The sequence below is a fragment of the Nocardioides lijunqiniae genome (assembly GCF_015024225.1).
Classification (GTDB): Bacteria; Actinomycetota; Actinomycetes; order Propionibacteriales; family Nocardioidaceae; genus Nocardioides; species Nocardioides lijunqiniae.
The window spans coordinates 136,861-149,836 of sequence record NZ_JACJGM010000008.1 but is presented as its reverse complement, the minus strand read 5'-3'; the positions used below and the strand labels follow the sequence as shown (position 1 = coordinate 149,836).

The 12,976-nt window shown below is 72.9% G+C and carries 13 protein-coding genes; 8 read left to right on the top strand and 5 right to left on the bottom strand.

The window, feature by feature from the left end; genetic code table 11:
• The first annotated feature begins 164 nt into the window (after positions 1 to 164).
• Complete coding sequence (locus IRQ30_RS07430; protein WP_193612308.1) at positions 165 to 836, top strand: HU family DNA-binding protein; 672 nt, start codon at positions 165 to 167, stop codon at positions 834 to 836.
• A 55-nt stretch (positions 837 to 891) separates the two neighbouring features.
• Here the strand turns inward: IRQ30_RS07430 and cofC are convergent, their stop codons facing one another.
• Entirely contained in the window at positions 892 to 1,521 is a 630-nt protein-coding gene (cofC, locus tag IRQ30_RS07425; RefSeq protein WP_193612307.1) for a 2-phospho-L-lactate guanylyltransferase, read from the bottom strand.
• A 71-nt stretch (positions 1,522 to 1,592) separates the two neighbouring features.
• Here cofC and IRQ30_RS07420 point away from each other — a divergent pair, with 71 nt between their 5' ends.
• Both IRQ30_RS07420 and IRQ30_RS07415 read left to right on the top strand, forming a co-directional pair.
• A complete protein-coding gene (locus IRQ30_RS07420) occupies positions 1,593 to 2,357 on the top strand; it encodes a lysophospholipid acyltransferase family protein (protein WP_338089607.1) in 765 nt (254 codons plus the stop codon).
• On the top strand, positions 2,354 to 3,358 hold the full coding sequence (locus tag IRQ30_RS07415) for an NAD(P)H-dependent glycerol-3-phosphate dehydrogenase (protein WP_193612306.1): 1,005 nt from the start codon (positions 2,354 to 2,356) through the stop codon (positions 3,356 to 3,358). The genes IRQ30_RS07420 and IRQ30_RS07415 overlap by 4 nt, the downstream gene beginning before the upstream one ends.
• Positions 3,359 to 3,939: 581 nt before the next feature.
• On the opposite strand, the gene IRQ30_RS07410 is transcribed toward IRQ30_RS07415, so the two are convergent.
• Entirely contained in the window at positions 3,940 to 5,016 is a 1,077-nt protein-coding gene (locus IRQ30_RS07410; protein WP_193612305.1) for a trans-sulfuration enzyme family protein, read from the bottom strand.
• A 31-nt stretch (positions 5,017 to 5,047) separates the two neighbouring features.
• Between IRQ30_RS07410 and IRQ30_RS07405 the strand changes: the two genes are divergently transcribed.
• Positions 5,048 to 6,175, top strand: a complete 1,128-nt coding sequence (locus IRQ30_RS07405; protein WP_193612304.1) for a D-alanine--D-alanine ligase family protein — start codon at positions 5,048 to 5,050, stop codon at positions 6,173 to 6,175.
• A gap of 10 nt (positions 6,176 to 6,185) precedes the next feature.
• On the opposite strand, the gene IRQ30_RS07400 is transcribed toward IRQ30_RS07405, so the two are convergent.
• Complete coding sequence (locus IRQ30_RS07400; RefSeq protein ID WP_193612303.1) at positions 6,186 to 6,671, bottom strand: DUF3515 family protein; 486 nt, start codon at positions 6,669 to 6,671, stop codon at positions 6,186 to 6,188.
• A gap of 72 nt (positions 6,672 to 6,743) precedes the next feature.
• Positions 6,744 to 6,980, bottom strand: a complete 237-nt coding sequence (locus IRQ30_RS07395; protein ID WP_134738580.1) for an Lrp/AsnC family transcriptional regulator — start codon at positions 6,978 to 6,980, stop codon at positions 6,744 to 6,746.
• Between the two features lie 116 nt (positions 6,981 to 7,096).
• Here IRQ30_RS07395 and IRQ30_RS07390 point away from each other — a divergent pair, with 116 nt between their 5' ends.
• Positions 7,097 to 8,050, top strand: coding sequence for a thiamine-phosphate kinase (locus tag IRQ30_RS07390; protein WP_193612302.1), 954 nt, complete (start codon positions 7,097 to 7,099; stop codon positions 8,048 to 8,050).
• Positions 8,051 to 8,109: 59 nt separating this feature from the next.
• On the opposite strand, the gene rpmB is transcribed toward IRQ30_RS07390, so the two are convergent.
• Entirely contained in the window at positions 8,110 to 8,295 is a 186-nt protein-coding gene (gene rpmB / locus IRQ30_RS07385) for a 50S ribosomal protein L28 (protein WP_134738582.1), read from the bottom strand.
• A gap of 150 nt (positions 8,296 to 8,445) precedes the next feature.
• On the opposite strand from rpmB, the gene IRQ30_RS07380 reads away from it, so the two are divergent.
• The 3 genes from IRQ30_RS07380 to rsmD are packed head-to-tail and all read left to right on the top strand — an operon-like array spanning position 8,446 to position 12,971.
• Positions 8,446 to 10,116, top strand: coding sequence for a DAK2 domain-containing protein (locus IRQ30_RS07380; protein ID WP_193612301.1), 1,671 nt, complete (start codon positions 8,446 to 8,448; stop codon positions 10,114 to 10,116).
• Positions 10,117 to 10,126: 10 nt separating this feature from the next.
• The gene (locus IRQ30_RS07375; RefSeq protein WP_193612300.1) at positions 10,127 to 12,370 is read left to right on the top strand and encodes a helicase-related protein; all 2,244 of its coding nucleotides are present in this window, start codon (positions 10,127 to 10,129) and stop codon (positions 12,368 to 12,370) included.
• Between the two features lie 7 nt (positions 12,371 to 12,377).
• Complete coding sequence (rsmD, locus tag IRQ30_RS07370; protein ID WP_193612299.1) at positions 12,378 to 12,971, top strand: 16S rRNA (guanine(966)-N(2))-methyltransferase RsmD; 594 nt, start codon at positions 12,378 to 12,380, stop codon at positions 12,969 to 12,971.
• Positions 12,972 to 12,976 lie beyond the last annotated feature (5 nt).

The window sequence follows — 12,976 nt, the reverse complement described above, 5'->3', positions numbered from 1 at the left end:
TCCTTGTCAGCTGAAGGGGAAATGCCCTCGACCGCGGAAAAGGGCCCGAAAAATAGGTGGGCGATTCGTCGGCGTGGTGATTGTGGGAGCGCTCACCGATGCCTAGCGTGCGTTGATGAAAGTCGAGCAAATGTCTCGACACCAGTTCATTGGAAGGGAAGCTAGTGAACAAGTCACAGCTCATCGACGCACTCGCCACTCGCTACGAGGGCAACCGCAAGGCTGCCTCGCACGCGCTCGAGTCCGTCCTGGACACGATCACCCGTGAGGTCGCCAAGGGCGAGAAGGTCGCCATCACGGGCTTCGGCTCCTTCGAGAAGAGGATCCGCGAGGCTCGGTGGGTCCGTAACCCGCAGACCGGCGCGCGCATCAAGGCCAAGAAGACCGCGGTTCCGAAGTTCAGCGCCGGCGCGGACCTGAAGAACGTCGTCTCGGGCGCCAAGAAGCTGCCCAAGCTGACGGTCGCCGCGACCACCGCTCCCGCCAAGAAGGCAGCGGCCACGGCCAAGAAGGCGGCCACGCCGGCCAAGAAGGCGGCTCCCGCCAAGAAGGCCGCTCCGGCGAAGAAGACCACCGCCGCGAAGAAGGCGGCTCCGGCCAAGAAGGCGGCTCCCGCCAAGAAGGCCGCTCCGGCCAAGAAGACCACCGCCGCGAAGAAGGCGGCTCCGGCCAAGAAGGCGGCTCCCGCCAAGAAGGCCGCTCCGGCCAAGAAGACGACCACCGCGAAGAAGGCGGCTCCGGCCAAGAAGGCGGCTCCCGCCAAGAAGACGGCTCCCGCCAAGAAGACCGCGGCCAAGAAGGCTCCGGCCAAGAAGGCCGCGGCCAAGAAGTCCTGACGCACTGACGCACCACCCCGACCGGGCCGTCCTCCTTCGGGAGGGCGGCCCGTCGTCATGCCAGGCCGAGCTCCGCGGCCACGCGGGCGGTGTGGGCGCCCACGCCGAGAGCCAGGGCCTCACGCAGGTCGTCGAGGTCGTCGACGTCGCGGCGCAACGAGGCCAGCTCCAGCCCCAGCTCGAGGGCGCCCGTCACCAGGTGAGCGTGGCGCGAGTCGAGTCCGAACTGCGGGTCGAACTCGTCGTACGGCGCTGTGTAGAGCGTGGTGCCCGTGCGCTCCGTGTCGGCCACGAACGACGGGCCGTCGGGCACGAAGGACGCCAGGGCCTCGTCGAGCTCGCGGGACCTCAGCGCCGGCAGGTCGGCGAGCAGCGCCGCCGGCAGCAGCCCCGGCCAGCGGCGGCGGGCCTCCGCGACGGCCTGCCGCAGCGCCGCGTTGAGGTCGCTGGTGTCGCCGTCCGGGACGGTCGCGCAGCCGAGCGCGGCGAACTCGCGAGAGAACGCCGCGTCGTCGGTCGCGACCAGCACCTGGGCCACGTGCTCGCAGGCCAGGCAGGCCTCGACGGTGTCGAGGGCGAACGCCCGTGCCAGGTCGCGGCGCTGGTGGTCGTCGAGACCCACGATGCGCGACTTGCCGAGGGCGGGTGGCTTCACCGGCACGACGACGGCGTACGACGGGAGCACGCGACGATCCTGTCAGGCGACACCGTGGGACGACACGTGGTCCTCGTCACTGCGGCGAGTAGCGTGCTCCCGTGAAGGTTCGTGTGCGCAAGCTGCAGGAGAGGCGGGGCTGGGCGTTCGGCTTCGCGGTGCTCATCGTCAAGCCCACCCTGCTGGCGACCACCACCCACGAGTGGATCGACGGCCACAAGCTGCCGGAGTCGGGTGGCTGCGTGCTGGTGCTCAACCACGTCTCACACCTCGACCCCCTGACGGCGGCCCATCTCGTCTACGACCACGGCCGGATCCCGCACTACCTCGCCAAGTCGGGGCTCTTCAAGAACCGCGCGCTCGGGGCGTTCCTGCGCTCCGCCGGCCAGATCCCCGTGGAGCGGATGAGCCGCAACGCGGCGGGCGCCTTCGACGCGGCGGTGGCCGCGGTGCGCGACGGCCAGTGCGTGGTCGTCTACCCCGAGGGCACGCTCACCCGCGACCCCGACCTCTGGCCGATGACAGGCAAGTCCGGTGCGGCACGCATCGCGCTCGAGACCGGCTGCCCGGTGATCCCGGTCGGCCAGTGGGGCGCCCACGAGATCCTCTACCCGTACGCCAAGAAGCCCGACCTGTTCCCGCGCAAGCGGATCACCATGAAGGTGGGGGACCCGGTCGACCTCACCGACCTGCTGGGGCTCCCGCGCGAGCAGCACGTCATCCAGCAGGCCACGGACCGGATCATGGCGGCCATCACCGCCCTGGTCGAGGATGTCCGCGGCGGACGAGCGCCCGCCGAGCGGTTCGACATGCGCAGGGCCGGCATCAGGCCGACCGGCAACCCCCGGAAGAAGGACGACGCGTGAGCAACAAGGTAGCGATCCTCGGTGCGGGGTCCTGGGGCACCGCCTTCTCCATCGTCCTCGCCGACGGCGGCAACGACGTGACCATCTGGGGCCGCCGCGAGGAGGTCTGCGCCAGCATCAACGAGCAGCACGAGAACGTCGACTACCTCCCCGGCATCCAGCTGCCGCCCAGCGTCTCGGCCACCCACGACCCCGAGCGGGCGCTGGCCGACGCCGACGTCGTCGTGCTGGCGGTCCCCTCGCAGTCGCTGCGCGACAACCTCGTCGAGTGGGCGCCGTACGTCGGCAAGGACGCCGTCATGGTCTCGCTCATGAAGGGTGTCGAGCTCGGCACCCTCAAGCGGATGAGCGAGGTGGTCGCCGAGGTGACCGGGGCCGGCCCGGAGCGCATCGCGGTCATCAGCGGACCCAACCTCGCCAAGGAGATCGCGCGCCGCGAGCCCGCCGCCTCGGTCGTCGCCTGCGAGGACGAGGACGTCGCGCAGATGCTGCAGAAGCGCGTGCACTCCGCGGCGTTCCGCCCCTACACCAGCGTCGACGTGCTCGGCTGCGAGCTGGGCGGCGCCTACAAGAACGTCGTCGCGCTGTCGGTCGGCATGGCGGTGGGCCTGGGCTTCGGCGACAACACCACCGCCTCGGTGATCACGCGCGGGCTGGCCGAGACCGCGCGCCTGGCCATGAAGCTGGGTGCCAACCCCCTGACGCTGATGGGATTGGCCGGCCTGGGCGACCTCGTGGCGACCTGCTCCTCCCCGCTCTCGCGCAACCGCACCTTCGGCGAGAAGCTCGGCCAGGGCCTCACCACCGAGGAGATCGTCGCCTCCACCCGTCAGGTGGCCGAGGGCGCCAAGTCCTGTCGGTCGCTGCTGGCCCTCGCCGAGCGCTCCGGTGTCGACGCCCCCGTCGCCCACCACGTGGACGCCGTCGTCGCCGGCGCCATGACCGCCAAGGACATGGTCGACGCCTTCATCGCCCGCGACACCAAGGCCGAGACCGACTGAGCTCGGCCACCTCGCGTCTCCGGTGGTCGAGCAGCGAGGAGCGTCAGCGACGAGCGCCCGTCGAGACCCCTGCACCTCTGGCTGTCTCCTCGGGGCCGGACTGGGGTGCCGCGCGCGTAGCCGGTCGCGTCTCCGCGTCAAGGATCGCCTTCGGCGCCCGCTTCGCGGCGGCTTCGCCGTCCTTGACCCGGAGCCTCTCTCGACCGGCTTGACGGCGCACGGGGCGACACGGGCTTCGCCCGCGCCGCCCGCGCAAGGCGCGGCACCCCTCTGGTGGGGCTGGTGTGACTGGTGGTGCGTCTACCGACACTCAGCGTCGGCAGTTGGTCACCAACCCGGGCCGGCCGAGCGTGGCGGGCTCGGCGTCAGGCTCGAACTGCCGACGTTGGTGACCGATAGGCGGGGTCCGCGCTGTTTGCGGGCGGCGCGGCGAAGCCGCCGCCGCCCGTGCGCCGCCCCAGCAGCCCGGGAGAGGCTCGGAGTCAAGGACGGCCGAAGGCCGCCGCGAAGCGGGCGAAGCTCCTTGACGCCGAGACCCGGGCTGCTAGCGCGCGGGCCAACACCAGCCCCGAGCGCCGCGATCAGACGGTCAGCGTGTCCAGGGCCTGGGCCAGGTCGCGCCACAGGTCCTCGACGTCCTCGACGCCGACGGAGAGCCGGACCAGGCCGTCGGGGATGGTGACGGGCTCTGCCTTCCAGCGGCGGCGGCGCTCGAACGTCGACTCGACACCGCCCAGGCTGGTGGCGTGCACCCAGAGCCGGGTCTTCTGGACCAGCAGGTCGGCGGCGAGCGCCTCGCCGGCCAGCACGATGGAGACGATGCCGCCGAAGCCGGGGTAGCGGGCCTCGGCGACGGCGGGGTGCTCGCGCAGACGGCTGACCAGCTCGGTGGCGTTCGACTGGGCGCGCTCGACGCGCAGGTGGAGGGTGCGCAGGCCGCGCAGGGCCAGCCAGGTCTCGAACGTGCCGGGGACGGCGCCCAGGAGGTCGCGGCGGCCCTTGAGGACGGCGAACAGCTCGTCGTCGGCGGTGGCGACGGCACCCATCAGCACGTCGCTGTGGCCCGCGAGGTACTTGGTCGCCGAGTGCACCACCACGTCCGCGCCGAGGGCGAGCGGCTGCTGCAGCAGGGGGGTGGCGAAGGTGTTGTCGACGACGACGTAGGCGCCCTGCTCGTGGGCGGCAGTGGCGATCGCCGCGATGTCGGCGATCTCGAGGGCCGGGTTGGTCGGCGACTCGAACCACACGAGGGCCGCGTCGACGCAGGCAGCCGCGACCGCGGCCGTGTCGGTGATGTCGACGAGCTCGGTGGTGATGCGTCCGCGGGCCTCCAGGTCGGCCAGCTGCAGGAGGGTGCCGGTGTAGGAGTGGGCGGGGGCGACGACCTTGCCGCCCTGGGTCACCAGGTCGAGCACCGTGCTGACGGCCGCGAGACCGCTGGAGAAGGCCAGGCAGCGCCCGCCCTCCAGGGCGCCCAGCGCCTCCTCGAACGCCGCCCAGGTGGGGTTGCCGTAGCGGCCGTACTCCAGCTGCCCGCCGGCGACGTACGTCGACGTCATCGTGATCGGGGTGTTGAGCGGCTGGTCGGGGTCGTGCGGCGGCCGTCCGGCCGTGACCGCGATCGTGGCTGGCTGCAGGTCGGGCGAGTCCTCGGGCATGGCGAAAGCGTAGGAGACTAGGGTCGTCGCGATGAACGCCCCCACCCCCGAGCGCAAGCCCCGCGTCGCCGTCGTGTTCGGCGGCCGCTCCAGCGAGCACGCGATCTCCTGCGTGACGGCCGGCAGCGTGCTCTCCGCGATCGACCGCGACGTCTACGACGTCGTTCCGGTCGGCATCGCCCCCGACGGTCGCTGGGTCCTCGAGAGCGGCGACCCGGAGAGGCTGCGCATCCAGGGTGCCGACCAGCTGCCGAGCGTCGACGGCGACCGCGCGCCGGTCGCCCTGTCGCGCGCCGCCGGTGCCACGGACCTCGTCGTCTCCGAGCCCTCGAGCCCGCCCCGCACCCTCGGCGAGGTCGACGTCGTCTTCCCGCTCCTGCACGGTCCGTGGGGCGAGGACGGCACCCTCCAGGGGATGCTCGAGATGGCCGGCGTGCGCTACGTCGGCGCCGGCGTGCTCGCCTCCGCGGTGAGCATGGACAAGGCCTACATGAAGGTCGTCCTGGGCGCCGCCGGCCTGCCGCTGATGCCCAGCATCACCGTCACCGCGCGCGAGTGGGCGGCGGCGCCGTCCGCCGTGCGCCACCGGGCGGCGGAGCTGGGCTACCCGCTGTTCGCCAAGCCGGCGCGCGGCGGCTCCAGCATCGGCATCTCCAAGATCCACGACGAGAGCGAGCTCGCCCAGGCGATCGAGGACGCGCTCGTCCACGACCCCAAGGTCCTCGTCGAGGTGGCCGCCGAGGGCGCCCGCGAGGTGGAGTGCGGCGTCCTGGAGCGCTTCGACGGCGGCACCGACACCAGCGTGCCGGCCGAGATCCGGATCACCGGCGAGCACGAGTTCTACGACTTCGCCGCGAAGTACCTCCCGGAGGAGCACACCGAGCTCGACGTCCCGGCCGACCTGCCCGACGACGTCGCGATCCGGCTGCGGGATCTCGCGGCCCAGGCGTTCACCGCGGTGGGCTGCGAGGGGCTGGCCCGCGTCGACTTCTTCGTGCACCCCGACGGCTCGCTGGTCGTCAACGAGCTCAACACGATGCCGGGCTTCACCCCGCTGTCGATGTTCCCGCGGATGTGGGCCGCCAGCGGCCTGGACTACTCCGCGCTGGTCGACCGGCTGATCCGGCTGGCGCTCGCGCGCGACACCGGCCTGCGCTGACCGACACGGCTCACTCGGGCGGGTCGAGGCAGGGCTCGACGAGCTCCAGGCTGTCAGCCAACGGCGTCGCCACGGCCGCGAGCGTGGCCGGCACGCTGTCGGGCCGGTAGTCGGACGGGATCGCGATCGAGACCAGCGGGGAGTGGGTCAGCGCCCAGACGGTGATGTCCTCGTCCTGGTTGCCGGCCTCGATGAGCGAGGGGTCGCCGAACCACCCCACGCCGCCCACCTCCTGGCACGCCCAGGTGACCTCGTCGAAGTCCTTCGGCTCCGCCGCGCCGCAGGTCACGACGACGGCAGGGTCGCCCCACGCCGCGCCGAGGGCGTCGTCGGGCGCCACGTCGGCGCGGTCCAGGCCGGCCAGGCTCTCGGGCAGCCCGTCGACGAAGTCGCGGCACGCCGCCGCGTCGGCCTCGTCGAGGTCGACCGAGTCGATCTCCGTCGGCCCGCCGCAGCCCGCGAGGGTGATCACCAGGACGGCGGCGCAGGCGGACACGACGACGCCCCGGACCCAGCGGGACCCGGGGCGTCGTGCGGGGTGTCGGGGGAGGCGGCTCAGCTCAGCGCCTCAGATGTGGACGACGGGGCACGTCAGCGTGCGCGTGATCCCGTCGAGCGTCTGGACCTTGGCCACGACGAGCTTGCCCAGCTCGTCGACGTTGCGGGCCTCGGCGCGCACGATGACGTCGTAGGGACCGGTGACGTCCTCGGCCAGCGTCACGCCCTTGACCGCCGCGATGGACTTGGCGACCTCGGCGGCCTTGCCGACATCGGTCTGGATCAGGATGTACGCCTGGACGACCATGGGGGTCTCCCTCAATCTCGGTGACGACGGTGTGACAGCGGTGTGACGGTCAACCTATCGCGCCCCGCGTGAGTGTCCATAGCCGCATGGATCCCAGCATCTGGTGGGATGCCTGCATGACGTTCCCGCCCGACGCGACCCTGGCCGACGCCGGTGAGTTCGGCCTCATCTCCGAGCTCGTCGGGCTCTTCCCGCAGGGGGAGCACGTGCTGGTCGGCCCCGGCGACGACGCGGCCGTGCTGCGGGTGCGCACCGGCCACGTGGTCGTCTCCACCGACCTCATGGTCGAGGGCCGCCACTTCCGCCGCGACTGGTCCAGCGCGGAGGACGTCGGCCACCGCGCCGCCGCCCAGAACCTCTCCGACCTCAACGCGATGGGCGGCCGCGCCCACTCGCTGACGGTCGGCATCGCCGCGCCGCCCGACCTGCCGGCGCAGTGGGCGCTGGAGTTCGCGGCGGGCTTCGCCGCCGAGTGCGGGCTCGTGGGCGCCAGCGTGGTCGGGGGAGACGTCACCCGCGCCGACGAGGTCGTCATCGCCGTCACGGTGATCGGCGCCTGCCTGCAGGCGCCCGTCGTACGCTCCGGCGCCGAGCCCGGCGACGTCCTGGCCATCACCGGCCGCCAGGGCTGGGCCGCCGGGGGCCTCGCGGTCCTGGGGCGCGGCTTCCGCTCACCGCGCGTCCTGGTGGAGGCCTACCGCCGCCCCGAGCCGCCGTACGACGCCGGCGCGGTCGCCGCCGCGGCGGGCGCCACCTCGATGATCGACGTCTCCGACGGGCTGCTGGCCGACGCCGGTCACCTGGCCGACGACTCCGGCGTGGCCATCGACGTGCGCCGTGACGCCTTCGAGGTGCCCGAGCCGCTCGTCGCCGTCGGCGCCGCGACCGGCGCGGACCCGCTGTCGTTCATCCTCGGAGGCGGCGACGACCACGCGCTCCTGGCGACGTTCCCCGACGCGGCCGCGGTGCCCGAGGGCTGGCACGTCATCGGGGACGTGCTCGAGGGCGACCCCGGGGTCACCGTCGACGGCGGCGCCTACGACGGCCCCACCGGCTGGACCCACTTCTAGGCCGAACGCACGAACGGCCGCCACCCGGAGGGTGACGGCCGTGCGTGGAAGAGCTCAGGTCAGCGGCTGACCTTGCCGGCCTTGAGGCAGCCGGTGCACACGTTGAGCCGCTGCGGCGTGCCGTTGATCTTGGCACGGACCCGCTGGATGTTGGGGTCGAAGCGGCGCTTGGTGATCTTGCGCGACCACGGCCGGTTGTTGCCGAAGCCAGGCTTCTTGGCGCAGATGTCACAGACGGCAGCCACGGTGATTGACTCCTGAGTAGTGGTGATAGACGAAGGGCCCGCTCGGCGGGCAACCGCACAAGAGTATCCGAACCCCGCCCGAGCCGAAAATCGTGCCGGTCCCACTACTCTGTGGCTTCGGCCACCCACCCCCGTGACCCTAGGCAGGCGATGGAAGAGACCCCGCGCAGCGGCATCATCGAGCTCGCGGTCGTGCTCCGGTTCGTCGACATCGCCACGGACGCGCTGGCGCAGGCCCGCGAGGAGATCGACGCCCTCAACGTCTACCCGGTGCCCGACGGCGACACCGGCACGAACATGTACCTCACCGTGTCGGCCGCACGCGACGCGATCCGGGAGGCCGCCGACGGTTCCCCGAACGGCGACCGCGACGTCGCGCTGGCGGCGTTCGGCCGGGGCGCGCTGCTGGGCGCCCGGGGCAACTCCGGGGTCATCCTGAGCGAGATGCTGGGCGCGATCGCGCGTCGGATCTCCGCCGCGACGCCCGAGGAGCGCAACGCGCAGGTCATGGCCGAGGCGCTGCGTCGCGCCACCGAGGCCAGCTACGCCGCGGTGGGACGTCCGGTCGAGGGGACGATGCTGACCGTCGCCCGGGCGGCCTCGGAGGCGGCGGTGGCGCTGGCGGCCGACCCCTCGGTGCGCGCCCGCGACGTGTTCACCGCAGCCGCACGCGCCGCCCGCGAGGCGCTCGCGCGCACGCCGGAGCAGCTCCAGGTCCTCAAGGACGCCGGGGTCGTCGACGCCGGCGGCCGCGGCCTGAGCGTGATCCTCGACGCCGCCGAGACGGCGCTCACCGGTCGTCGCCCGGTGCCGGTGACCAGCCCGCTGGGGCGCCACGCGATCCCGATCCCGCACGCCGGCGCCGTGCCCGAGCACGACCTCAGCCCCGACGGCCCCGCCTACGAGGTGATGTACCTCCTCGACGCCACCGAGGCGGCGATCCCGGCGCTGCGCACCACCCTGGACGGGCTGGGCGACTCCCTGGTCGTCGTCGGCGGCGACGGCCTGTGGAACGTCCACGTCCACGTGGACGACGTGGGTGCCGCGATCGAGGCCGGGATCGAGGCGGGCCGCCCGCACCGGGTGCGGGTCACCCACTTCGCCGAGCAGGTGGCCGAGGCTCGTCACGGACGCGGCCGCCAGCGCGACGGACGCCGGATCGTCGCGGTCGCCGCGGGTCCGGGCCTGCGGGCGCTCTTCGAGGAGGCCGGCGCGGTGGTGGTCGACGGGGGCCCCGGCCGCCGACCGTCGACCGGCCAGGTCCTGGAGGCCATCACCGCCTGCGGTGCCAGCGAGGTCGTCGTCCTGCCCAACGACGCCGACTCCGTGCGGGTCGCCCAGATCGCCGGTCAGATGGTCGAGAACGACCCTGACCTGGACGGTCAGGTGCGCGTCGCGGTGATCCCGACGCAGGCGCAGGTGCAGGGCCTGGCGGCGATCGCGGTGCACGAGCCCGCCCGCACCTTCGAGCAGGACGTCCTGGAGATGACCGCGACCTCGCGCCACGCCCGCCACGGAGCGGTCACGATCGCGGCCCGGCAGGCGATGACGATGGCCGGCCCCTGCGAGCCCGGCGACGTGCTCGGCGTCATCGCCGGTGACTTCGCGGTCGTCGGCCAGGACCTCGACGAGGTCGCCGGCAGCGTGCTGGGCAGGCTGCTGGCCGGCGGCGGCGAGCTGGTGACGCTGGTGTCGGGGGAGAGCGCCGACGGGCTGGCCGAGCGCGCGGCCGCCTGGGTCGACCGGCACCACCCCCATGTCGACGTCGTGGTGTACGACGGTGGGCAGGAGCGCTACCCGCTCCTGCTGTCCGTCGAGTGAGAGGTCGCGCGTGATCAGCCCCGACTCCCCGGTCGCCGCCGTCTTCGGCGACGCCAAGAACAAGCGCGACAAGATCGTCAAGAACCTGCACATCGAGACGGTCCGCGACCTGCTGGCCCACTTCCCCCGCCGCTACATCAAGACCGGCGAGCTCACCCGCGTGGACGACCTGCAGGTCGGGCAGATGCTCACGGTGGTGGGGGAGATCTCCGACAGCCGCATGCACGCCTACACCGACCGCCGCTCGGGCAAGCCGGCGTTCCGCCTGGAGACGGTGCTGCGCACCGACGGCCCGCGGCTGAAGATGACCTTCTTCGCCAAGTCCAAGCACGTCTCGGAGTGGCAGCAGCGCCGTCTGCCGGTGGGCCGCAAGGGCCTGTTCATCGGGCAGGCCGGCCAGTTCAACAACCAGTGGCAGCTCACGAACCCGACCATGGTGCTCTTCGGCGGCCCGGACGACGACGAGGAGATGATCCGCCCCGAGCAGCTACGCGGCCTCTACCCGCTCTACCCCCTCACCAAGGGCGTCGACCACTGGGACTTCCAGCGCGCGATCTCCTTCGCCCTCAGCGTCGTGGAGCCGCCGGTCGAGCTGCTGCCCGACGACGTCCTGCGCGACTACGACGTCATCGACGCCGGCACGGCACTGGAGTGGATCCACGGCCCCGACGAGCTCGAGCAGGTGGCGCGCGCCCAGCGCCGCTACCGCTTCGAGGAGGCGCTGGTGACCCAGCTGGTGCTGGGCCGGCGGCGCCGCGCGGTGGCGGCGCTCGGGGCCCACGAGCGCACCGGCGGCGACGGCGCGCTGCTGGCGGCGTTCGACGCGCGGCTGCCGTTCACGCTCACCGACGGCCAGCGAGAGGTGGGCGCCCAGATCGAGGCCGACCTCGCACAGCCGCACCCGATGAACCGCCTCCTGCAGGGCGAGGTCGGCTCCGGCAAGACCCTGGTGGCGCTGCGCGCGATGCTGCGCACGGTCGACTCGGGGGGACAGGCGGCCCTGATCGCCCCGACCGAGGTCCTCGCCCAGCAGCACTACCGCTCCATCACCGCCATGCTCGGCGACCTCGCCCACGGCGGGATGCTCGGGGGCCCGGCGGAGGGCACGGCGGTCGAGCTCCTCACCGGGTCGATGACCAAGTCGCAGCGCACCGCGCCGATGTCGCGCCTGGCCAGCGGCGAGTCCGGCATCGTGATCGGCACCCACGCGCTGCTCGAGGACAACGTCATGTTCGCCGACCTCGGCCTGGTCGTGGTCGACGAGCAGCACCGCTTCGGCGTCGAGCAGCGCGCGGCGCTGACCGGCAAGGCCGTGATGCCTCCGCACGTGCTGGTCATGACGGCCACGCCGATCCCGCGCACGGTCGCGATGACGGTGTTCGGCGACCTCGAGACGTCGGTGCTGACCGAGCTGCCCGCCGGACGTGCCCCCATCCAGACCAACGTCGTCAACACCCAGGAGCACCCGGCCTGGATCGAGCGCGTCTGGCAGCGGGTCCGTGAGGAGGTCGCCCAGGGGCACCAGGCCTACGTCGTGTGCGCGCGCATCGAGGGCGACGAGCCCGAGGAGGGCGAGACCGACCAGCTCGAGGTCGACGAGGACGGGCTCCCGATCCCGCCGCAGCCGCTGCGGCCTCCCCTCGCCGCGGTCGAGGAGATCGTGGTGGAGCTCCAGCTCGGGGCGCTCAACGGCCTGCGGGTGGCCCGCCTCCACGGCCGCATGGCCCCGGACGAGAAGGACGCCACCATGCGCGCCTTCGCGGCCGGTGAGATCGACGTGCTCGTGTCGACGACCGTCATCGAGGTCGGGGTCGACGTGCCCAACGCGACCACGATGGTGCTGCTCGACGCCGACCGGTTCGGGGTCTCCCAGCTGCACCAGCTGCGCGGGCGGGTCGGCCGAGGCGGTCACCCCGGGCTGTGCCTGCTCGTGACCGACCTGTCGCCGACCCTGCAGCCCACCGCCGCCGAGCGCCTCGCGGCCGTGGCGTCGACCAACGACGGGTTCGAGCTCAGCCGGGTCGACCTCGAGCTGCGCCGCGAGGGCGACGTCCTCGGCCGGTCGCAGGCCGGCGGGCGCTCCGGGCTGCAGAACCTCCGCGTCCTGCGCGACGAGGAGACGATCCTCGAGGCGCGCGCGGCCGCCGAGGCGCTCCTCGACCGCGACCCCGACCTGCTCGACGCGCCCGCGCTCGCCATCGCCGTCGCCGACCTGGAGCTGAGCCACCAGGGCCAGTTCATCGAGAAGTCGTGAGCCCACCATGACCCGAGTGATCGCCGGACGCGCCAAGGGCCGCCGGCTCGCGACGCCCCGGGGCGACGCCACCCGACCGACGAGCGACCGCGTGCGCGAGGCGCTGTTCTCCGCCGTCGAGTCGTGGTGCGGGTCGCTGCACGGCCTGCGCGTCCTCGACCTGTACGCCGGCAGCGGAGCGGTCGGCCTCGAGGCCTGGTCGCGCGGCGCCGAGGCGGTCACGCTCGTCGAGCAGGACCGCCGTACGGCCGCGCTGGTGAGCGACAACGCGCGCACCATCGGCTTCGCGCAGGCCGACGTACGCGCCGCCTCGGTCGCCGCGACGCTGCGCCAGCCCCCGACCGCCCCCTACGACGTGGTGTTCCTCGACCCGCCCTACCCGCTGAGCGACGAGGCGGTCGCCGCCGACCTGGCCGGACTGGTCGAGCACGGCTGGCTCGCACCCGACGCGCTGGTGGTCGTCGAGCGGGCCAAGCGCAGCACGGAGCCGACCTGGCCCGACGGGCTCGTCGGCGACCGGTCGAAGCGCTACGGCGAGACCGTGCTTTGGTACGGTCACGCAGCCCAGGACGACCCGGTCCCGGACCACCCCGACAGCTGAGGAGT